This window comes from Streptomyces chengmaiensis (assembly GCF_029846775.1).
Taxonomy (GTDB): Bacteria; Actinomycetota; Actinomycetes; order Streptomycetales; family Streptomycetaceae; genus Streptomyces; species Streptomyces chengmaiensis.
Genome location: NZ_JARWBG010000067.1, coordinates 1 through 20,769, shown reverse-complemented (window position 1 = coordinate 20,769; position 20,769 = coordinate 1). Strand labels below are relative to the sequence as shown.

Annotated in this window: 21 protein-coding genes; 9 read left to right on the top strand and 12 right to left on the bottom strand. The window is 70.5% G+C overall.

Annotated elements, in window-relative coordinates; genetic code table 11:
- Window positions 1–90 precede the first annotated feature (90 nt).
- The 6 genes from QCN29_RS32760 to hemB all read left to right on the top strand — a co-directional run bounded on the left by QCN29_RS32760 (window position 91) and on the right by hemB (window position 7,072).
- On the top strand, window positions 91–366 hold the full coding sequence (locus QCN29_RS32760; protein ID WP_279932715.1) for a glutaredoxin family protein: 276 nt from the start codon (window positions 91–93) through the stop codon (window positions 364–366).
- A 468-nt stretch (window positions 367–834) separates the two neighbouring features.
- Window positions 835–1,638 carry a redox-sensing transcriptional repressor Rex gene (locus QCN29_RS32755; protein ID WP_279932714.1) on the top strand — a complete coding sequence of 268 codons (804 nt, stop codon included), beginning with the start codon at window positions 835–837 and terminating at the stop codon, window positions 1,636–1,638.
- Window positions 1,635–2,990, top strand: coding sequence for a glutamyl-tRNA reductase (locus QCN29_RS32750; RefSeq protein WP_279932713.1), 1,356 nt, complete (start codon window positions 1,635–1,637; stop codon window positions 2,988–2,990). Before QCN29_RS32755 ends, QCN29_RS32750 begins: the two co-directional genes overlap by 4 nt.
- Window positions 2,987–3,991 (top strand): hydroxymethylbilane synthase, encoded by a 1,005-nt coding sequence (gene hemC / locus QCN29_RS32745; RefSeq protein WP_279932712.1) that lies wholly within the window; start codon window positions 2,987–2,989, stop codon window positions 3,989–3,991. Before QCN29_RS32750 ends, hemC begins: the two co-directional genes overlap by 4 nt.
- On the top strand, window positions 3,988–5,664 hold the full coding sequence (locus QCN29_RS32740; RefSeq protein WP_279932711.1) for a bifunctional uroporphyrinogen-III C-methyltransferase/uroporphyrinogen-III synthase: 1,677 nt from the start codon (window positions 3,988–3,990) through the stop codon (window positions 5,662–5,664). The genes hemC and QCN29_RS32740 overlap by 4 nt, the downstream gene beginning before the upstream one ends.
- 415 nt (window positions 5,665–6,079) lie before the next feature.
- A complete protein-coding gene (hemB, locus tag QCN29_RS32735; RefSeq protein ID WP_279932710.1) occupies window positions 6,080–7,072 on the top strand; it encodes a porphobilinogen synthase in 993 nt (330 codons plus the stop codon).
- Between the two features lie 66 nt (window positions 7,073–7,138).
- Here hemB and QCN29_RS32730 read toward each other — a convergent pair whose 3' ends face one another.
- Complete coding sequence (locus QCN29_RS32730; protein WP_279932708.1) at window positions 7,139–8,050, bottom strand: glycoside hydrolase family 19 protein; 912 nt, start codon at window positions 8,048–8,050, stop codon at window positions 7,139–7,141.
- Between the two features lie 249 nt (window positions 8,051–8,299).
- Here QCN29_RS32730 and QCN29_RS32725 point away from each other — a divergent pair, with 249 nt between their 5' ends.
- Complete coding sequence (locus tag QCN29_RS32725; protein WP_240135480.1) at window positions 8,300–8,584, top strand: DUF1540 domain-containing protein; 285 nt, start codon at window positions 8,300–8,302, stop codon at window positions 8,582–8,584.
- A 1-nt stretch (window position 8,585) separates the two neighbouring features.
- Here QCN29_RS32725 and QCN29_RS32720 read toward each other — a convergent pair whose 3' ends face one another.
- From QCN29_RS32720 to QCN29_RS32690, 7 genes are all read right to left on the bottom strand, one after another.
- Window positions 8,586–9,335, bottom strand: a complete 750-nt coding sequence (locus QCN29_RS32720; protein WP_279932706.1) for a DUF4253 domain-containing protein — start codon at window positions 9,333–9,335, stop codon at window positions 8,586–8,588.
- Window positions 9,336–9,365: 30 nt separating this feature from the next.
- Window positions 9,366–9,602, bottom strand: coding sequence for a DUF397 domain-containing protein (locus QCN29_RS32715; RefSeq protein ID WP_279932704.1), 237 nt, complete (start codon window positions 9,600–9,602; stop codon window positions 9,366–9,368).
- On the bottom strand, window positions 9,599–10,423 hold the full coding sequence (locus QCN29_RS32710; protein ID WP_279932702.1) for a helix-turn-helix domain-containing protein: 825 nt from the start codon (window positions 10,421–10,423) through the stop codon (window positions 9,599–9,601). The genes QCN29_RS32715 and QCN29_RS32710 overlap by 4 nt, the downstream gene beginning before the upstream one ends.
- Before the next feature lie 94 nt (window positions 10,424–10,517).
- Window positions 10,518–11,111: a flavodoxin family protein gene (locus tag QCN29_RS32705; RefSeq protein ID WP_279932700.1), complete on the bottom strand. Its 594-nt coding sequence runs from the start codon at window positions 11,109–11,111 to the stop codon at window positions 10,518–10,520.
- Between the two features lie 84 nt (window positions 11,112–11,195).
- The gene (locus QCN29_RS32700) at window positions 11,196–11,804 is read right to left on the bottom strand and encodes a DNA-3-methyladenine glycosylase I (RefSeq protein WP_279932699.1); all 609 of its coding nucleotides are present in this window, start codon (window positions 11,802–11,804) and stop codon (window positions 11,196–11,198) included.
- A 24-nt stretch (window positions 11,805–11,828) separates the two neighbouring features.
- Complete coding sequence (locus QCN29_RS32695) at window positions 11,829–12,116, bottom strand: YciI family protein (RefSeq protein ID WP_279932697.1); 288 nt, start codon at window positions 12,114–12,116, stop codon at window positions 11,829–11,831.
- A gap of 32 nt (window positions 12,117–12,148) precedes the next feature.
- The gene (locus tag QCN29_RS32690; RefSeq protein ID WP_279932696.1) at window positions 12,149–12,772 is read right to left on the bottom strand and encodes a TetR/AcrR family transcriptional regulator; all 624 of its coding nucleotides are present in this window, start codon (window positions 12,770–12,772) and stop codon (window positions 12,149–12,151) included.
- Window positions 12,773–12,975: 203 nt separating this feature from the next.
- Between QCN29_RS32690 and QCN29_RS32685 the strand changes: the two genes are divergently transcribed.
- Complete coding sequence (locus QCN29_RS32685) at window positions 12,976–13,245, top strand: DUF1876 domain-containing protein (RefSeq protein ID WP_240135506.1); 270 nt, start codon at window positions 12,976–12,978, stop codon at window positions 13,243–13,245.
- 65 nt (window positions 13,246–13,310) lie between these two features.
- Here QCN29_RS32685 and argS read toward each other — a convergent pair whose 3' ends face one another.
- Window positions 13,311–15,071: an arginine--tRNA ligase gene (argS, locus tag QCN29_RS32680; RefSeq protein WP_279932695.1), complete on the bottom strand. Its 1,761-nt coding sequence runs from the start codon at window positions 15,069–15,071 to the stop codon at window positions 13,311–13,313.
- 150 nt (window positions 15,072–15,221) lie between these two features.
- On the opposite strand from argS, the gene lysS reads away from it, so the two are divergent.
- Entirely contained in the window at window positions 15,222–16,973 is a 1,752-nt protein-coding gene (gene lysS / locus QCN29_RS32675) for a lysine--tRNA ligase (RefSeq protein ID WP_279932694.1), read from the top strand.
- Between the two features lie 216 nt (window positions 16,974–17,189).
- On the opposite strand, the gene QCN29_RS32670 is transcribed toward lysS, so the two are convergent.
- From QCN29_RS32670 to QCN29_RS32660, 3 genes are all read right to left on the bottom strand, one after another.
- Window positions 17,190–18,518 carry a DUF2637 domain-containing protein gene (locus tag QCN29_RS32670; protein ID WP_279932693.1) on the bottom strand — a complete coding sequence of 443 codons (1,329 nt, stop codon included), beginning with the start codon at window positions 18,516–18,518 and terminating at the stop codon, window positions 17,190–17,192.
- 144 nt (window positions 18,519–18,662) lie between these two features.
- Window positions 18,663–19,493, bottom strand: a complete 831-nt coding sequence (locus tag QCN29_RS32665) for a DUF3558 domain-containing protein (RefSeq protein ID WP_279932692.1) — start codon at window positions 19,491–19,493, stop codon at window positions 18,663–18,665.
- Window positions 19,494–19,620: 127 nt separating this feature from the next.
- Window positions 19,621–20,523 (bottom strand): DUF3558 domain-containing protein, encoded by a 903-nt coding sequence (locus tag QCN29_RS32660; RefSeq protein WP_279932691.1) that lies wholly within the window; start codon window positions 20,521–20,523, stop codon window positions 19,621–19,623.
- Window positions 20,524–20,769 lie beyond the last annotated feature (246 nt).

The window sequence follows — 20,769 nt, the reverse complement described above, 5'->3', positions numbered from 1 at the left end:
ACTCTGCGAGGCGCGTCTGTTAAACGGGTGATTCGGTGCGTACCCGGCAGCGGTTCCCGTGCCCGGTCCGCGCGGGCGGAGAATGGGCGTATGAGTCCTGTGCTGCGGCGTACGAAGAAGAAGGCCGGGGAGCGGCTGGTCACCCTGATCGGGAAGCCGGGGTGTCACCTCTGTGACGATGCGCGGGCTGTGATTGAGGAGGTGTGCGGTGAGACGGGTGCGGTCTGGGAGGAGAAGGACATCACTCAGGACGAGGCGCTGCACCGCGCCTACTGGGAGCAGATTCCGGTTGTCCTGGTCGACGGCGAGCAGCACACCTTCTGGCGCGTGGACGCGGGCCGGCTGCGCCGGGCGCTGGCGGCTTGAGGCGCGTACGGGCCGGGCTCCCAGGGGTCGGGCGCGTATGGTCCGGGCTCTCAGGGGTCGGGCGCGTACGGGCCGGGCGCGTATGGATCCGAGGCGTGCACGGAGCGTGAGCGTCCGTTTCCAGCCCCGCGGGGCAGGTACCCTTGAGGGCGTTTTGCCCGGTTCTCCCTGGCGGGTCGGGGCTCGCTCCGCGGCTCTATCGGAATGCGATGGGCACAGGGCAGAGTGGGAAGTCCGGGGGTGTCATCGTGAGGAGTGTGTACGGCTGTGCCCGCATTGCGTGGTCAACGGGTCGGCGCGGCTCGCGGTTCCAGGAGCGGGCGATCGAATCGCGTGACCCCGGTCACTTTGCTCGGACAAAGCGGACACCATCTTTGTGCACGCGTTCACAAAGACATAGCCTGCATTCGACGGGGCGGTCTTGGGAGACACGGCCGCCTGCAGCCTCGCTCATCCCGCAGGAGCACCGTGGCAACTGGCCGAAATCACCGACCGGCGACTCGTAGCCGAGGAATCCCCGAGGCCACCGTCGCCCGGCTTCCGCTGTATCTGCGCGCCCTGACCGCGCTGTCCGAGCGGTCCGTGCCGACGGTCTCGTCCGAGGAGCTCGCGGCCGCCGCCGGGGTCAACTCCGCCAAGCTGCGCAAGGACTTCTCCTACCTCGGCTCGTACGGGACCCGCGGTGTGGGCTACGACGTCGAGTACCTCGTCTACCAGATCTCCCGTGAGCTGGGGCTGACCCAGGACTGGCCGGTCGTCATCGTCGGCATCGGCAACCTCGGCGCCGCCCTCGCCAACTACGGCGGGTTTGCCTCCCGCGGCTTCCGTGTCGCGGCCCTGATCGATGCCGACCCGGCGATGGCCGGAAAGCCGGTCGCCGGGATTCCGGTGCAGCACACGGACGAGCTTGAGAAGATCATCAACGACAACGGCGTGTCGATCGGCGTGATCGCCACCCCCGCCGGCGCCGCCCAGCAGGTGTGCGACCGGCTCGTCGCCGCCGGAGTCACCTCCATCCTGAACTTCGCTCCCACCGTGCTGTCCGTGCCGGACGGCGTCGATGTGCGCAAGGTCGACCTGTCGATCGAGCTGCAGATCCTCGCCTTCCACGAGCAGCGGAAGGCCGGCGAGGAGTCCGAGGCCGCCGCGGGCGCGCCCGCGCCCGCCGCCACGACGCCTGCCGCGACCGTGCAGACGGAGAACGCCGGGCCGGACGCGGCCGCCGGCCGCAAGGGACCTGACGGGGACATGCCCGCCGTGATGCCGGCATGAGTCTCCTGGTCGTCGGGCTGAGCCACCGCAGCGCACCGGTGAGCGTGCTGGAGCGGGCCTCCCTCGCTGCCGACGCGCAGACCAAGCTCCTCCAGGACACCCTGGCCGCGGAGCCCGCGGTCGAGGCCACCGTCCTGGCCACCTGCAACCGGATCGAGCTGTACGCGGACGTGGACAAGTTCCACGCGGGCGTCGCCGAGCTGTCCACCCTGCTCGCCCGGCACAGCGGCGTCGGGCTGGAGGAGCTCACCCCGTATCTCTATGTGCACTACGAGGACCGGGCCGTCCACCATCTGTTCTCGGTGGCCTGCGGGCTCGACTCGATGGTCGTCGGCGAGGGCCAGGTCCTCGGCCAGATCAAGGACGCCCTCGCTCTCGGCCAGGAGCTGCACACCGCGGGACGGCTGCTGAACGACCTCTTCCAGCAGGCGCTGCGGGTCGGCAAGCGCGCCCACAGCGAGACCGGCATCGACCGGGCCGGGCAGTCGCTCGTCACCTTCGGCCTCGAGCAGCTCGCCGCGGGCGCGCCCGTGGAGGCCTGGGCCAAGGGCAAGCGGGCGCTCGTCATCGGCGCGGGCTCCATGTCGTCGCTCGCCGCCGCCACGCTCGCCCGCGCCGGGGTCGCCGAGATCGTCGTGGCCAACCGGACGCCGAGCCGGGCCGAGCGGCTCGTGGAGATCCTGCGCGAGCCGGGAGGCGCGGGCGTGGACGCGAGCACCGTCGAGATGACGGCGGCCGGCGCCGAGCTGGCCTGTGCCGACGTCGTCGTCTCCTGCACCGGCTCCACGGGCCTCGTGCTGGGCGCGGACGTCATCGCGACGGCCGCCGAGGCCCGGTCGTCCGAGCTGGCGCTGCTCGACCTGGCCATGCCCCGTGACATCGACGCCGCCGCGCACCGGCTCGGCGGGGTGCGCCTCGTCGACATCGAATCCCTCGCCGAGGCGTCCGCCGACGCACCCATGGCCGCAGACGTGGACCAGGTGCGCCGTATCGTCTCCGACGAGGTCGCGGCCTTCGGCGCCGCCCAGCGCGCCGCGCACATCACCCCGACCGTGGTCGCCCTGCGCACCATGGCCGCCGACGTGGTCGCCGGCGAGGTGGCCCGGCTGGAGGGCCGGCTGCCCGGGCTGGACGACAAGCAGCGCGCCGAGATCGCGCAGACCGTGCGCCGCGTCGTCGACAAGTTGCTCCACGCGCCCACCGTGCGCATCAAGCAGCTCGCGAGTGAACCGGGCGGCGCGGGGTACGCGGATGCGTTGCGCACACTCTTCGACCTCGACCCGGAGACGGTCGCCTCCGTCAGCCGGGCCGATCTGAATGACGCCGACGTCAAGAACCGAGGGCGAGTATGACCGAGAGGACCGAGAGGGCTGCCGGCGTCGCGGAGCATGCCGTCCAGGAGAGGCCGCTGCGGCTCGGGACCAGGCGGAGCAAGCTCGCCATGGCCCAGTCCGGGCAGATAGCCCGGGCCGTGCGCGAACTGACCGGACGCGCCGTCGAGCTGGTGGAGATCACCACGTACGGCGACACCTCGCGTGAGCACCTCGCGCAGATCGGCGGCACCGGAGTCTTCGTCACCGCGCTGCGCGACGCGCTGCTCGCGGGCGAGGTGGACTTCGCCGTCCACTCCCTGAAGGACCTGCCGACCACCCAGCCCGAGGAGCTCGCCCTGGCCGCAGTGCCGCCGCGCGAGGACCCCCGGGACGCGCTGGTGGCCCGCGACGGCCTGACCCTGGACCGGCTGCCGCGCGACGCGCGCGTCGGCACCGGGTCGCCGCGCCGGATGGCGCAGCTCAACGCCTATGCGCGCAGCCATGGGCTGCAGATCGAGACGGTGCCGATCCGCGGCAACGTCGACACGCGCATCGGATATGTACGCAGCGGAGAGCTGGACGCCGTGGTGCTCGCCGCGGCCGGCCTCAGCCGCATCGGCAGGATCGACGAGGTGACCGACTTCCTCTCGGTCGACTTCGTGCTGCCCGCCCCCGGCCAGGGGGCCCTGGCGATCGAGTGCCCTGCGTCGAACGCAGACCTCGTCGCCGCGCTCGCCGAGCTCGACGACCCGTACACCCGGGCCGCCGTGACCGCCGAGCGCGCCCTGCTCGCCGCCCTGGAGGCCGGATGCAGCGCACCTGTGGGCGCGCTGGCCGATCTGTCGGGCGACGGCCGAGTTGTCAACGAAATGCGCCTGCGCGGCGTTGTCGGCACGACCGACGGCGCGACGCTGGTGCAGCTGTCCACCACCGGTCCCGTACCCACGTCGCACGGCGACGCCGTCGCGCTTGGCCGCGAGCTCGCGTCCGAGATGCTCGCCAAGGGTGCGGCCGGTCTTATGGGGGAGCGAGTTCTTTGAGCCCCACCACCGTCCCGAACCACCCGGCCCCTCCCGCATACGGGCACGGCCACGGGCATGTCACCTTCCTCGGGGCAGGCCCGGGCGACCCCGGTCTGCTGACGCTGCGCGCCGTGGAGGCGCTCGCGGGCGCGGACGTGCTGATCGCCGAGCCGGATGTGCTCGACGTCGTGCGCGGCCATGCGCGCGCGAACGTGAGCACGCCCGAGCTGACGGCTTCTGACGAGGCGTCAATTGCCGTCGGAGTCCCCGCCCTCAGGGATGCGGCCAATCTTGTCATGGAGGCCGCGCGGGGCGGCAAGCGGGTCGTCCGTGCGGTGACCGGCGACCCGGGGCTCGACGGCAACGCGGGCGAGGAGATGCTCGCCTGCGCCGCCGAGGGCATCCCCTTCGAGGTGGTGCCCGGCATCGCGGCGGCGGTCGGCGTGCCCGCGTACGCGGGTGTGCCGCTGCGGGACGCGCAGGGCGCGGACGTCCGCTTCGTGGACGCCCGCACCGCGAGCGACCGCTGCTGGACCGAGGTCGGCGCGTCCGACGGGACCGTCGTCGTGTCCGCCACGCTGGAGACGGTGGCCGGCGCCGCGGGGGAGCTCGTCTCGGCCGGGCGCAAGCCGGACACCCCGCTGACCGTGACCGTCGCCGGCACGACCACCCGGCAGCGGACGTGGACCGCGACCCTCGGCACCATCGCCCAGGTCTTCAAGCAGGGCAAGGTCCTGCCCTCCCCGGAGGGCCACCGCCCGGTGATAGCCGTGGTCGGCGAGCGCAGCGCCCCGGCGCAGCGCGACCAGCTCGCGTGGTTCGAGTCCAAGCCGCTCTTCGGCTGGAAGGTGCTTGTTCCGCGCACCAAGGAGCAGGCCGCGTCGCTCTCCGACCAGCTCCGCTCGTACGGCGCCGTGCCACACGAGGTGCCGACCATCGCCGTCGAGCCGCCGCGCACCCCGCAGCAGATGGAGCGGGCGGTCAAGGGGCTCGTCACCGGACGGTACGAGTGGATCGCCTTCACCTCCGTCAACGCGGTCAAGGCCGTGCGCGAGAAGTTCGAGGAGTACGGGCTCGACGCGCGCGCCTTCGCCGGGATCAAGGTCGCGGCGGTCGGCGAGCAGACCGCGAAGGCCCTTGTCGACTTCGGCGTCAAGCCGGACCTGGCGCCCAGCGGGGAGCAGAGCGCGGCGGGCCTCCTGGAGGACTGGCCGCCCTACGACCCCGTCTTTGACCCGATCGACCGGGTCTTCCTGCCGCGCGCCGACATCGCCACCGAGACGCTGGTCGCCGGGCTGATCGAGCTCGGGTGGGAGGTCGACGACGTGACCGCCTACCGCACCGTCCGGGCGTCGCCGCCGCCAGCGGAGACACGCGAGGCGATCAAGGGCGGCGGCTTCGACGCCGTGCTCTTCACCTCGTCCTCGACCGTGCGGAACCTGGTGGGCATCGCAGGCAAGCCGCACAACGTGACCGTCATCGCCTGCATCGGCCCCGCGACCGCGAAGACCGCGGAGGAGCACGGGCTGCGGGTGGACGTCCTGTCGCCGGAGCCGTCGGTGCACAAGCTGGCGGAGGCGCTGGCGGAGTTCGGCGCGAAGCGCCGCGACGCGGCGAAGGAGGCGGGGGAACCGATCCTCCGCCCGAGCGAGAAGCGGCCGGGCGGGCGGCGTCGGCGAGCGACGACGTAGCGTCTGCGGGGGCCTTGCCTCCGCGCGCCCTCGGCCGCTCTGGGCGGGCCCGTGCCCCTGCGGGGTGCGGGCCCTTTCCAGCTACCCGCCCTTTCTGCGTGTGGGGGCTTCCCCTCCCGCACCCCCTGTGCGGTGGTGCGCGCCGTGGCTTCTCCGACGGGCCAGCCCTGAGCAGGGTGGGGTTTTTTAAGGCTCCCCGGGCAGACCCTGCGGGGTGCCGGTGCTTCCCACGGGGTGCGGGTCCATTCCCACGGGGTGCCGGTGCTTCCCACAAGGTGTCGGCGCTTTCCCACCCTCCCCGCCTTGGAGTGCGGGGGCCGGAAGGGGGGCGGGCGGGAGAGAAGGGCACCGGGCCGCTCCCGCGGGGGTGGCCGTACCGCCCCGGGCCCCGTACGCCGCCCGGTAGCGTGGGGTCATGACTTCGTACGGTTCCTTCCCCGGCACCCGCCCCCGCCGGCTGCGGGTCACCCCGGTCATGCGGCGCATGGTCGCCGAGACCCGGCTGCACCCGGCCGATCTGATCCTGCCCGCATTCGTGCGGGAGGGCATAGGGGAGCCGGCGCCGATCGGCGCGATGCCGGGGGTGGTGCAGCACACGCGGGACACGCTGCGGAAGGCCGCCGTGGAGGCGGCGGAGGCCGGGGTCTCCGGGATCATGCTCTTCGGGGTGCCCGAGGAGGCGAAGAAGGACGCGGCGGGCACCGCCGGCACGGACCCGGACGGCATCCTCCAGGTCGCGATCCGCGATGTGAAGGCCGAGGTCGGCGACGCGCTGGCGGTGATGTCGGACCTGTGCCTGGACGAGTACACGGACCACGGCCACTGCGGCGTCCTGGACGAGCGCGGCCGCGTCGACAACGACGCCACGCTGGAGCGCTACGCCGAGATGGCCCAGGTCCAGGCGGACGCGGGCGTGGACGTCGTCGGCCCCAGCGGCATGATGGACGGGCAGATCGGGGTCGTCCGCGACGCGCTGGACCAGACCGGCCACGAGGACGTGGCGATCCTCGCGTACACGGCGAAGTACTCGTCGGCCTTCTACGGCCCGTTCCGGGAGGCGGTCGGCTCCTCGCTGCGCGGCGACCGCAAGACGTACCAGCAGGACCCGGCGAACCTGCGCGAGTCGATGCGGGAGCTGGCGCTGGACCTCGAAGAGGGCGCCGACATGGTGATGGTCAAGCCCGCCGGCCCGTATCTGGACGTCCTGGCGAGGATCGCGGACGCCGTGGACGTGCCGGTCGCGGCGTACCAGATCTCCGGCGAGTACGCGATGATCGAGGCCGCGGCGGAGAAGGGCTGGATCGAGCGGGACAAGGCGATCCTGGAGGCGCTGACCGGCATCCGCCGGGCGGGCGCGAAGATGATCCTGACGTACTGGGCCACGGAGGCCGCGCGCTGGCTGAGGTAGCCGGTGATGCCGCGGGCCGGGGAGTCGGGCGGTTCCGCTTCCCCGGCCCGCGGTGCGTCCAGCGGCTCAGCAGTAGAGATTTGAGCCGGTGGACGTGCCCAGGATCTGGGTGAACTGGCGGAACTTGTTCACCCGTGACTGCACCTGGCCCGGGTTGCCTCCGTTGCACTCCAGGCTGCCGTTGATCGCGCGGATCGTCTCGCCGAACCCGCGGTCGTTGACGATGGCGTTGTGCGCGGTCATGGTGCCGGGACCGGTCTGGGTGTTCCAGTACCAGAGCGCCGTCTTCCAGGCGACCGCCGCGTCACGCTCGACGAGCCAGGGGTTGTTCAGCAGATTCAGCCCGAGGGCGTCGCCCGCGGCCTTGTAGTTGAAGTTCCAGCTGAGCTGGATCGGCCCGCGGCCGTAGTACGCCGCCTGGCCGGCCGGGCAGCCGTATGGCCGGCCCCAGTCGCAGTAGTGCGGGTAGTTGGCCGTGTTCTGCTCCACGATGTGGACCAGTCCGCCGGTCTCGTGCGAGACGTTGGCGAGGAAGGCCGCCGCCTCGCGCTTCTTGACCGTGTCGCTTCCGGTGTTGGCAAAGCCGGGGTACGAGCTGAGCGCGGCCTTCAGCCCGGAGTACGTGTAGAAGCCGTTCCGGCTCGGGAACATCTGGTTGAACTGCGCCTCGCTGACGACGAATCCGGACGGGTCGGGATTGCCGCCCCCGCCGTCGCCAGAGCAGTTGTACGGGTCCCAGTACCAGGTGGAGATCGTCGGGCTGTAGCCCGGGTTGTCGTGTTCGGCTATGTAGTAGCCGCCGTTGTATCTGACAACGTTGCCAGTGGTGTACCAGACGCCCTGCCGCCAGTCGGGCGCGGTGTCGCAGACACCGGCCGCGGCGGAGCCGACGGCTGTGGCGGAGGGGGTGAAGACCGCGGTCAGCCCGCTGGCGACGAGGGCCGCGAGCAGGAGGGGGATGATGCGCCGTCTCAGCACTCGATCACTCCTTGATGTCAACGGCCGTGCCCGGGGAGGGGGTTGAGCTACCGGGCCCGGCCGCGGTGGGGGGTGTGACGGTAGCTAAGCGCGTTGACGTGATCCAGTCAATGGTATAGGCCAATTTTGACCAAGGGTCAGTAGCGGAGATGAGCCGGGCATGCCCCATTCGGCAGAAGTCCGCTGGCCATGGGAGGCGCCGGCGGCAAGGCTCGGAGGCGTACACACCGACACCAGGAGGACGCCGTCATGGAGATGCCCATCGTCAACCAGTGCGACGTCGAGGACTGCGCCTACAACCGGGACAGCGCCTGCCACGCCCTGGCCATCACCGTCGGCGATACGCGGCATCCCCACTGCGACACCTTCTTCACCGCATCGGCCAAGGGCGGCGACCCGTCTGCCACCGGCCGGGTCGGCGCCTGCAAGGTGTCCGACTGCCGGCACAACACCGACTACGAATGCCGCGCCCCCGGCATCGCCGTCGGCTACCACCAGAGCGACATCGACTGCCTGACCTACGCGCCTGCCTGAGTCAGTCCCACCAGAAGGTCCAGCGGTCCCCGTCGAGCAGCTCCTTGGCGTAGGCGTCGAGGCTGCCCGAGCCCTGCCAGACGTTGTCCGGGCAGAAGGCGTGATGCTCGGCGGCGATGGCGCGAGCGTCGGGGAGAGTGCGGGGCGGGGCCGCGACGGAGAGCTCCAGGCAGTCGAAGGACAGCCCGATCACCCGTATGCCGAACCTGTCCTCCCAGGAGCGGAGGACCGCGCAGAGCACGTCCGTCTCCGCGTGGTTGCACGGGCCTGTCCAGCCGAGGGCGTACGGGATGTCAGCGGACCGGGCGGCCGGGACGAGCCCCGCGCGGGGGTCGGGGAAGTGCGGGGAGAGGGCGGGATCGAGGAGCGTCGCGGCGACGCGGGCGGCGGCGTCGTCCGGGTCCGTCTCGAACGGCCGCGCGGGCGCGAGGCCCGGCCAGCCGCCGTAGCGGTCCTCGCCGTGCGCGTCGTCATCGGAGCGTACGGACCACCACAGCTCGGCGAGCACCGTCTCGGCGTCATGGTCGTCCGGATCGGACACGGCCTCCGGGGACAGGTCCCGGTCCCAGGCGGGCGTCCGCCCCGGGCCGTCCGACAGCAGGACGGGATACATGCCGGCAGCCTGCTGGGCGCGCTGGAGCTGCGGCCAAGTCTGCGGCTGCGCGGGCTCGTTCGCGTACCAGAACGACGGGCGTACGCGTACGGCGCCGGGCTGGAGGTCGAGCCCCAGCGCGTTCGGGTTGATCACCATGTGGCGACCATAGGGGCCGCCACTGACAATTCAGCCGACGTGCGAGGTGAACGCCGCCCAGGCGGAGGGGGTGAGGGTGAGCGTGGGGCCCTCGGGGGCCTTGGAGTCCCGGACGTGGACGGTGGTGGGGTGGGCGGCGACCTCGACGCACTCGCCGCCCTCTTCGCTGCTGTAGCTCGACTTCCGCCAGGCGTAGGCGACTTCGAGGCACTCGCCGCCGTCGCTGCCGCTGTAGCTCGACTTGAACCACTCAAGTGTGGTGCTCATTGCTCTCCCAGCAGCTGATCCAACAGGTTCTTCGTCTGCTCGAGGTTCAGTGCCTGCGTTCGCAGCATTGCATACTTCCTGGTAAGTGCTCCCACCTTGTCTGGTTCGGCGACGAGCTGGATGCCGCGCTGTGTCTCGGCATACGCGACATGGTGATCGTCCGGAGTCTCGAGGATGATGAACGGGCCGTTGAGGCCTGCGTGGGCGCACAGCCCGAGCGGCAGGATCTGAAGCGTGATGAACGGAAGGTCGGCGCAGGACCTGAGATGCCGGAGGGTCTCCGCGTATACCTCGTCGCCGCCAATGCGGTCCCGGACGACTGTCTCCGAAATGATGAAGCTGATCGCGGGCGGGACCTTGCGGCGGAGGATGTCCTGGCGGGCCAGCCGCTCCGCCAGCCTCTCACTCAGGACTTCGTCGTTGTAGGCGGGAACCCTGCAGCGGAAGACAGCCCGGGCGTAGTTCTCCGTCTGGAGCAGGCCCGGAAGCACCTGGTTCTCGTACCACGAGATGGCGATCGCTTCGCGCTCGAGGTCTATGAACTGCTCCATCCGCGTCGGATAGAGGTCCACCTCCGGGAGGTTGTCCACCGCCGTCTCCAACGCCCCCTTCGTGTCCAGAATCCGGTCCATCAGCCTGGCGAGATCCGGCTTCAGGGCCCGTCGTCCCACTTCGATCGAGGAGATCGTCTCCACATGGAGCCTGACCCGCTCCGCCAGTTCCCTCTGTGTGAGGCCCGCCGCCTCCCGGAATCGGGCGACCAGTGCGCCCACGAGCTTCATGGCCGACGCGTTCTTGGGGCGTCGCTTCTTGGAGTGCATGACCTGTCAACTCCCCGTACACGGTGGAAGGTCATGCCCGGTCCACCCGTACCAAAATTCTGTACGGGTGGACGGAGCGGCCGAGACGAGCGGCTCAGACTCCAAGCGCAGCGCGGCCCGCGAGGACGACGCCGGTGTGGTGGGCGACCCGCGCGCCGAGGTGTTCGGCTGTGGCGAGGTCGGCCTTGTGGACCGACTCCACCGGGAGGTCGGCCGGTGTGGTCGCGGCCGCGCCGCTGAAGTAGCCGAGGCGGTTGAGGTCGTTCTCGCTGCCGGTGCTGGTGTACCAGCCCGGGGGCAGACCGAGGTTGACCCAGTTCATCTGGTGCTGGGCGGCGAGCGTGGCGAAGTAGGCGAGGGTGGAGTGCTTGTCGCCGGACTTGCAGGCGGAGTTTGTGAAACCCGCGGCCGTCTTGTCCTTCCATGCCTGGGCCTGCCAGCGCTTGCTGGTCGCCTCGGCGAAGGCGTGGAAGTCGCCCGAAGCGGTGCCCATATAGGTGGGTGAGCCGAAGACGATCGCGTCGGCCGTGTCGAGGGCGTGCCACTGCTCAGCGGTGACATCGCCGACTTGGATCATCGTGACCTCGGCGCCGGCGGCGGCCGCGCCGGTTCTGACCGCCTGGGCCAGCCGCTCGGTGTGACCGTGGCCGGAGTGGTAGGCGATGGCTATGCTCGGCTTGCGAGTCATGGGTGAATACCTTGTCTGATCTCGGTCTCGGTCTTGGTCTCGGTGGCTGTCGATGTGGGTGTGCACTGCTCGGCGGAGGGGCCGTCACCCCGCGGGCGGCGTGAACGCCTCGCGCCGCCGCTGGACCACGGGGCGGATTGCGCACTCCGCCGAATGGTCGTTGATCAGGCCCATGGCCTGCATGAACGCGAATGCCGTGGTAGGTCCGACGAAACGCCAGCCGCGGCGCTTGAGGTCTTTCGACAGCGAGATCGATGCGGGCGAGACGGATACGGTCTGAGGTTTGGGCAGTTCTTCAGGCGCGGGCTCGTAGCGCCAGACGAACCGTGCCAGAGACCCTTCCTCGTCGAGGAGTTCCTCGGCGCGCCGCGCGTTGTTGACGACGGCCTCGATCTTGCCGCGGTGCCGCACGATGCCCGGGTCCTGGAGGAGCCGTTCGACGTCGTGCTCGGTGAAGCGGGCGATGCTGGGGATGTCGAAGCCCGCGAAGGCGGTACGGAAATTCTCTCGCTTGACGAGGATCGTGCGCCAACTGAGCCCGGACTGGAAACCCTCCAGACACAGCTTCTCGAACAGCCGGCGGTCGTCGTCGACGGGGAAGCCCCACTCGGTGTCGTGGTAGGCCGGGAACTCCGGTGCGGCGCGGCTCCACGCGCACCGAGGCGCTTCGGGTCCGGGCAGGTCTGCGGTCATCTCGGTCTGTCCTTGCGTGACGGCTCAGGCGAGCAGGAACTTCAGCCGGTCGTCTGCCAGCCACGGGGCGATCTCGACGATCTCCGAGCTGACGATGGACTCGACGACGAAGGGGTCGGCCGCGACGCGGCGCTCAAGGTCCTCCAGCGATGTGCCGTCGGCCAGGATCGCGCCGCCGAGTCCCGGGTTGATGCTTCCGACCAGCAGGAAGACCCCGTCGTCCACACCGCGCTTGATCCATTCCTTGTGGTCTGCCATGTGCTGCTCGGCAGCGGCCTTGTTGTCGGAGAACCGCAGCAGAACCATGAACATGTGGTGCCTCTCGGTTGGTTGAAATGGATGAGTCAGACGTTCGCCGGGCCGACGGCGTCTTCGTTTCCGGCGTGCCGGGCGGTCTCCGGGTTCGCGGCATAGGCGCTCAGCCAGTCGTGCATGCGCTGGACCTCGCGACGGATGAAGTCCTCGTCCTGGAAGGCGTGTGCGAGCGTGGCGACGCCCTGGCTGAAGGCCAGGACGTGCATGGCCAGGGCGTCGGCCTCCGCCTCGTGCCCCAACAGCACGAACTGCCGGCGCAGCCACTCCCGGAAAAGCGTGAACAGATCGCCGGCGTCGTTGAGCGCGGGGTGGCCGAGTTTGGCCAGCTCCGTGGTCAGGGTGCCCACGGGGCAGCCGTAGTTCTGGATGTCGGCGCGGTTCGTCACGACGATCTCGATGAACCTGCCGATGCGGCCGACGGGGTCGGGCTCATCGGCCTCCCACTGCTCCAGCATCCGCCGTCTGTCGTCGAGCCGTGCGGCGATGACCGCTGTGAGGATGTCGTCCTTGGACTTGAAGTGGTAGTAGAAGTTCCCTCGCGAGATGCGTACGGTCTCGGCGATCGCCGCGAAGGACGTGTGCTCGTAGCCCTGCCGGTAGAACAGCCGATCGGCCGCCTCGACGATATGCGCCCGGGTGGTCGCACCGCCCACTGTCACCCCTCCTCGGTGTCGCCTTGTCATACGGAGCATCTCTAGGACGTCCGTCCTAGAAAGAGCCTAGGACACTCGTCCTATTGCGTGTCAAGCAAGGATTGGGAGATCGGGAGGACAGCGGGTTCCGCGCCTCGGCGGCGCGTGGCGATCAGCAGGCGGGCGGCGCACCCTGGAGATGGGTATCGCTGGAGGTGACCGTGATGCAGACGCTGGTCGGATGGCACATCGACATGGAGTTCCGCGAGGACGGCGACCGTACGCGGGCGGCGGCGCTGGTCAGGCTCGGTGACGGTACGGAGTACCGCGGGCACGGCGCGGCCAGCCGGCATCCTTCGGATCCGCCGCAGTTGCGCGTGGGGGAGGAGATCGCAGGTGCGCGGGCGATGATGGATCTCGCCTCGCAGCTACTGCAGAAGGCGCACAAGGAGATCGACGAGGTGAGCGGCAGGACCTCCCACCCGCTGAGGTAGGAACCGGTTCCATAACGCCGCCGGGCCTGTGAGCAGCGCTCACAGGCCCGGCGGAGGTGGTGCGGTCAGAGCCGCTCGGGCGTGCGGATGCCCAGCAGGGCCATGCCCTGGTGGAGCGTGCGGGCCGTGATGTCGCAGAGGAAGAGGCGGTTCTCGACCTGGGCCGGGGTGTCCGCCTTCAGCACCGGGCACTCCGAGTAGAAGGTCGTGTAGAGGGACGCCAGCTGGTAGAGGTACGCGGCCAGCTTGTGCGGCTCGAACGCGGCCGCGACCTCCGCGACCGTCTCGCCGAACTGGTCGATGTGCAGGCCGAGCGCACGCTCGGCCGGGGCCAGCGCCAGCTCCGGGTGGGCCGCCGGCTTGGCGTCGCCGGACTTGCGGAGGATGGACTGGATACGGGCGTACGCGTACTGGAGGTACACGGACGTGTCGCCGTTGAGCGAGACCATCTGGTCCAGGTCGAACTTGTAGTCCCGGGCGGCGGACGTGGACAGGTCCGCGTACTTCACCGCGCCGATGCCGACCTGCGCGCCCCGCTCGGCGATCTCCTCCTCCGTGAGGTCCTGGGCCTTCTCGCGGACGACCGCGGAGGCCCGCTCGACCGCCTCGTCGAGCAGGTCGACCAGCCGGACCGTCTCGCCCTCACGGGTCTTGAACGGCTTGCCGTCCTTGCCGAGGACCGTGCCGAAGGCGAGCTGGACGGCCTTGACGTCGCCGTTCAGCCAGCCGGCGCGGCGGGCCGTCTCGAAGACCATCTTGAAGTGGAGGGACTGCCGGGCGTCCACCACGTACAGGAGCGTCGACGCGCCCAGGTTCCGCACCCGGTCGCGGATCGCGGACAGGTCGGTGGCGGCGTAGCCGAAGCCGCCGTTCGACTTCTGCACGATCAGCGGGACGGGCTGCCCGTCCGGGCCCTTGACGTCGTCGAAGAAGACGCAGAGCGCGCCCTCGGAGCGGACCGCGACGCCCGACTCCTCCAGCAGGCGGCAGGTCTCGGCGAGCATGTCGTTGTACCCGGACTCGCCGACGATGTCCGGGTCGTCGATCTGCATGTCGAGCTTGTCGAAGACCGAGTAGAAGTAGATCTTCGACTCGTCGACGAACCGCTGCCACATCGCCCGGGTCTCCGGGTCGCCCGACTGGAGGGCGACCACCCGGTCCCGGGAGCGGGCCTTGAACTCCTCGTCGGAGTCGAACAGCGCCCGCGAGGCCTTGTAGAGCCGGTCGAGGTTGGACATGGCCTCCTCGCCGGAGACGGCGGAGTCGTCCTTGTGGTCCAGCTCGTGCGGGTGCTCGACCAGATACTGGATGAGCATGCCGAACTGGGTGCCCCAGTCGCCGATGTGGTGGCGCCGGACCACCTTCTCGCCGGTGAACTCCAGGATCTCGACCATCGCCGCGCCGATCACGGCCGAGCGGAGGTGCCCGACGTGCATCTCCTTCGCCACGTTCGGCTGGGCGTAGTCGATGACCGTGGTGCCCGGCTCGTCCGCGTACGGAACGCCGAGCCGGCTGTCCGCGGCGCGCGCCGCCAGGGTCTCGACGATCGCCTGGTCGGAGACGGTGATGTTGAGGAAGCCGGGTCCTGAGACCTCGACGTCCTTCAGGACGGCGCCGGAGTCGAGCGCGCCGACGACCTTGGCCGCCAGCTCGCGAGGGTTGCCCTTGAGCTGCTTGGCGAGCGCCAGGATGCCGTTGGCCTGGAAGTCTGCCCGGTCGCTTCGTCGCAGCAGGGGGTCCGCGGAACCGGCCTCCGGCAGAGCTGCCGAGAGGGCGTCCGCGAGGCGCTGCTGCACGGTCGAAGCGAGGGAAGGGACCGAGGCCATGAGCTTCCGTTCCTGTTGTGGGTGTGTGTGTCCGTGTCGGCTGTCAAGTGTCCCATGGGCCGTGAGCAACCTGGGACAGAGTTTTCCCGTCCCCGTCTGGGAGAATGGCTAACGCCAGCATCCACAGAACAAGATCAAGCATTTGAGGACGTGCCGATCGTGGCTCAGAGCAGCACCGAGACCGACTGGGTCTCCCGTTTCGCGGACGACGTGATCGCAGAGTCGGAGCGACGCGCGCCCGGGAAACCGGTCGTGGTCGCCTCGGGCCTGTCGCCGTCCGGCCCGATCCACCTGGGCAATCTGCGCGAGGTGATGACCCCGCACCTGGTCGCCGACGAGGTCCGGCGGCGCGGCTACGAGGTCCGGCACCTGATCTCCTGGGACGACTACGACCGGTACCGCAAGGTTCCGGCGGGCGTCGAGGGCGTCGACGACTCCTGGGCGGAGCACATCGGCAAGCCGCTGACCTCCGTGCCCGCCCCGGCCGGCTCCCCGCACCCGAACTGGGCCGAGCACTTCAAGGCCGCCATGGTCGAGTCCCTGGCCGAGCTGGGCGTGGAGTACGACCCGATCAGCCAGACCCGGCAGTACACCACGGGCGCCTACCGCGAGCAGATCCTGCACGCCATGAGGCGCCGGGCGCAGATCGACGGCATCCTCGCCCAGTACCGCACCAAGAAGGCTCCCGCGAAGAAGTCGCAGAAGCCGGTCGACGAGGCGGAGCTGGAGGCGGCCGAGGGCTCGGGAGCGGCCGGCGAGGACGACGGCAGCGGCGGCTCCGCCGGGTACTTCCCGTACAAGCCGTACTGCGGCCAGTGCGAGAAGGACCTGACGACCGTCTCCTCGTACAACGACGACACGACCGAGCTGACGTACGTCTGCACGGCGTGCGGCTTCGGCGAGACCGTGCGGCTGAGCGAGTTCAACCGCGGCAAGCTCGTCTGGAAGGTCGACTGGCCGATGCGCTGGGCGTACGAAGGCGTGATCTTCGAGCCCAGCGGGGTCGACCACTCGTCGCCGGGATCGTCGTTCGTGGTCGGCGGGCAGATCGTGCGCGAGGTCTTCGACGGAGTGCAGCCCATCGGGCCGATGTACGCGTTCGTCGGCATCTCCGGCATGGCGAAGATGTCCTCCTCGCGGGGCGGCGTGCCCACCCCCGCCGACGCGCTGAAGATCATGGAGGCGCCGCTGCTGCGCTGGCTGTACGCGCGCCGCAAGCCCAACCAGTCCTTCAAGATCGCCTTCGACCAGGAGATCCAGCGGCTCTACGACGAGTGGGACAAGCTGGAGGCCAAGGTCGCTGGGGGCACCTCCCAGGCCGGAGGCTCGGTGCTGCCCGCGGACGCGGCCGCCCACTCGCGCGCCGTGCGCACGGCCGCCGGCGAGCTGCCGAAGACGCCGCGCCCGCTGCCGTACCGGACGCTGGCGTCCGTCGTGGACATCACCGCGGGACATGACGAGCAGACGCTGCGCATCCTCAGCGACCTCGACCCGGCCAATCCGCTGACCTCGCTGGACGAGGCCCGGCCGCGGCTCGACTGCGCCGAGAACTGGATCACCACCCAGGTCTCGGCGGAGGCGCGCACCATCGTCCGCACCGAGCCGGACGCCGAGCTGCTCGCCTCGCTGGACGACGAGGCGCGCCAGTCGCTGCGGCTGCTGCTGGACGGACTGGACACGCACTGGTCCCTGGACGGGCTCACCACGCTCGTCTACGGCGTGCCGAAGGTGATGGCGGGCCTGGATCCGGACGCCAAGCCCACGCCCGAGCTGAAGGTCGCCCAGCGGTCCTTCTTCGCGCTGCTGTACCGGCTGCTCGTGAGCCGTGACACCGGGCCGCGGCTGCCGACGCTGCTGCTCGCGGTGGGTGCGGACCGGGTGCGCAAGCTCCTGGCCGTGTAGGCGGTGTTCGGGGGCTCCGCCCCCGGACCCTCCGGGGGCGCGGGGCCGGCCCCCGCGCCTGGTACGGCCTTCGGCCGCGTCCTCGATTGCCGGACGGGCTGGATAGATCCGGCCTCGCCGGCGATTGAGGCGAGGGGGTTCGGGGGGACCCCGTGAACGGGGTCCGGGGCGGAGCCCCGGTTACGGAAAGACGCGCGCCGACGGCCCCACCGGCGATCAGGCGATGTGCTCGGCCTCCAGGTCCGCCTGGTAGCGGTTGCGGAACTCGGGCAGCAGCTTGCGCAGCAGGCTGGAGCTGCGCGGGTGGGTGACGCCGTGCACGTCCGTCAGCAGTATGTCGAGCTGGTCGTTGCTGGGGAACGCGCCGTACTGGTCCACGTACTGACGGAACACCGGATACGCCTGCTCGGCGAAGTACCCGTCCTCCTCGGGGAGCGGGCCCTGGACGGGCAGCTCCTCGGGGTGCGGGGCCGGGCCCTGGGGGACGGGGACGGCGGTGGGCTCCAGGCCCTCGATGTACGTGGGGTTGTAGGCGCTCTCGTACGCCTCCTGGTACGCCTCCTGAGGCAGGTGCTGGGCCGCGAACCAGGGGCTGTCATGGGTGACGGGGCCGCTGTCCTGCGTCTGCTCCTGGGCCTGCCGGGGCTGGGGCTGCTGCACGGCGGGCGCCTCGGGCCCGGGCCCCGGTGCGGGCGCCGGCTCCGGTTCCCGGCCGGCCTGGGTCTCGGGCGAGCGCTCGGGCGCGGCTGCGGGCAGTTCCTCGCGGCGCTCAGGGGCCTTCGTCAGCTCGGCGTGAGGCTGCGTCGCCGGCGCCGTCCGGGCCGTCTGGGCGGTCTCGACGACGGGGTTCGGCGGCAGCAGCACCGGGTCCACCCCGGCCGCCGACAGACCGGCGGCGGCCGTATCGGCCAGCGGCACGCCGTACTTCGCCAGCCGCAGCGGCATCAGGGCCTCCACCGGGGCCTTGCGCCGCCAGGCGCGTCCGTAGCGCGCCTGAAGGCGGGCCTGGTAGATCATCCGGTCCTGCTCCAGCTTGATGACCTGCTCATAGCTGCGCAGCTCCCACAGCTTCATCCGCCGCCACAGCCGGAAAGTGGGGATGGGCGAGAGCAGCCAGCGGGTGAGGCGTACGCCCTCCATGTGCTTGTCGGCCGTGATGTCGGCGATCCGGCCCACGGCGTGGCGCGCCGCCTCCACGGAGACGACGAACAGGACCGGGATCACCGCGTGCATGCCGACGCCCAGCGGATCGGGCCAGGCGGCCGCGCCGTTGAAGGCGATCGTCGCGGCGGTCAGCAGCCAGGCGGTCTGGCGCAGCAGCGGGAAGGGGATGCGGATCCAGGTCAGGAGCAGATCGAGGGCGAGCAGGACGCAGATGCCCGCGTCGATGCCGATCGGGAAGACCAGAGAGAAGTCCCCGAAACCTTTCTGCTCGGCGAGCTCGCGCACCGCCGCATAGGAACCCGCGAAGCCGATCGCCGCGATGATCACCGCACCGGTGACCACCACGCCGACGAGTATGCGGTGTGTGCGTGTCAGCTGCATCGCGGCCACCCGCGATCCCCTCCCGTCAACCGAATCCAGCGGGCAAAGCCTGACACACGGCTGCGGAGCCCGTGCCTTCGGGGAGCGACGGGCTCCGGAACTCCGGTTCGGCGGGCGCCGGGCTGCGGCCGGACTGCCGCCGGGTCACTGCTTGTTGGCGGCGTCCTCCGAGGGCTTCGCCGAAGGCTCGTCCGAAGGCTTGGGCGAGTTGTTCTTGTCGTCGGCCGCGCCGCCGCCCTTGTTGGCGTCGGCGACCGCTGCCACCGCTTCCTTGGCCGCCTTCAGGGCGCTCTTCGTCATGGCCTCGACGGAGGGGCTCTTCGCGCCGCCGTACCCCGCGCCGTTGTAGCTGACGGTGATCACGGCGTTCTCCGTGCGGGCCACGACCACGGCGTAGGTGAAGTCCTCGTCGGTCTTGTTGAGCGTGTAGTTGACGACCGTGGCCGCGTTGCCGACGCCGGAGGCCGGAGACGTCTTCACGTTCTTCGCGCCCTCGGTCGCCTTGGCCTTGTCGATCTCCTTGGCGTAGTTCTCCTCCGCGCGCTGCTGCCCGCTGACGCCAAGGGCCTGCTGGGAGTCGTAGCGCAGCAGGGAGACGTCCAGCCAGCGGTAGTCGGAGCCCTTGACGCCCTTGTCGTCCAGGGCGTTCCAGGCGCAGTGGCCGCTGATGGAGGTGTCCGACGACTTGCCCGCCTTGCCGGCCGCACTCGCCTCCGGCACCAGTTCCTTGATCGTCTTCTCGGATATCGTCTTGCAGGGGTCTGGCAGTCCGGCGAACTTCGCAGGGGCGACGGCCGGCGTCTTCGCCGTCTCGGGGGAGGTCGAGGCGGCCGACTGCTGCTGCCCGCCCTTGTCCTTGCCCGAGTCGGCGGAGCCGCCGTCGGAGTCCGAAGAGCAGCCGACGACGACGAGCATGGCCGGGGCGGCTGCGGCTGCGGCGATGATGCGGGTGAGTCGCGGAGCTGAACGGTGCATGGTTCCTTCAGTCGATCGTCGTACTGGAGTTCGTGCAGGGGTGCGGGCGGGCCGGAATCGACACGGTACGCGGGCCGGGGCCGCGGCGGGGCCGGTCCGCTCGGCTCGTTCCTCGCTCACGTCCGGCTCACTCCTCGAACTGGTCGACGAGCCTGCGGGCCAGGTTCTGCGCTCTGTCCTGCATTTCCTCGCGGCTCGGAGCCGCCGCGGACGGCGCGGACTGCTCCGTGTACCGGATGGTCACGATCACGTTCGATGTGCGGAACACCACGCTGACGGTGCGGCGGTGGGCGGCTCCGCCGGCCCCGCCGAGAGCGTCGTCGATGAACGCGGCGTCCCCCAGGCCGTCGAGGATGCGCGGTTGGAGGCCGTCGACGCTGCCTGCCCTGCCGGAGGGGGTGGCGAAGGGGGAGCCCGAGGCGCCCGCGGACGGCGAGGAGGAGGGCGAGGGAGACGAGGACGGGGGCGCGGCCTCGGCGGGGGAGCCGTCCGCCGCGGCGTCCTCGCCGCCGTCGTTCTCGGCGGCGCCCGCGTCCTTGGCGGCGTCCGTGGAGTCCTCGTCACGCCGCGGGGCGACGGGGTCCGGGAGCGCGGCGTCCTGCTTCTTGGCGAAGACCTGCTGTGCGCGGTCGTCGTCGCTGACGGCGCCGTCGTACGACACGACCCGCTCGAAGTCCACCCGCAGCTGGTGTGAGGCGTGCGCCGCCTCGGCCTTCCAGCGGCAGCCGACGCGCCGGTCGGTGTCGTAGGTGACGTCCGACGCCCCGCGGAGGACCTTCTGCCGTGTGTCCTCGGGCAGAGAGGCCGTGCCGGGGAGCAGCTCCTCGAGCGCGTCGCGGCCGACGGAACCGCAGGGTTCGGGGAGCGTGCGGTATCTGCCGGGGGCGGCGGTGGTCTTGGAGTCCCCGGACTTGGGGTCGGTCGCGGAGTCGCCGCCGTCGGCGGCGGTGCAGCCGCCGGCCGTGAGGACCGTGAGGGCCGCGAGCAGCGACGCCGTCGCCAGACCGGGTGCGTACGCCTTTCGCTGCACGGTCCCAGGCTCCTTCCACGCTGACTGCCGTGAAAACGGTTTGCCGCCTCTTGGCGGCGGATGGACACAATGTGTATCGCACGCGCAGCCGCGGATGCCGGTCCGTCGAGCGTTTTACGGACCCTCGCTAGGGATTTTGCGCTTGGCGGCTTTTCAGGTGATTTTCAGGTGATTCAGGAGTTCAGGGGGACGCATGTCGTATGTAGAGGTGCCCGGTGCGAAGGTGCCGATCCGGATGTGGACGGA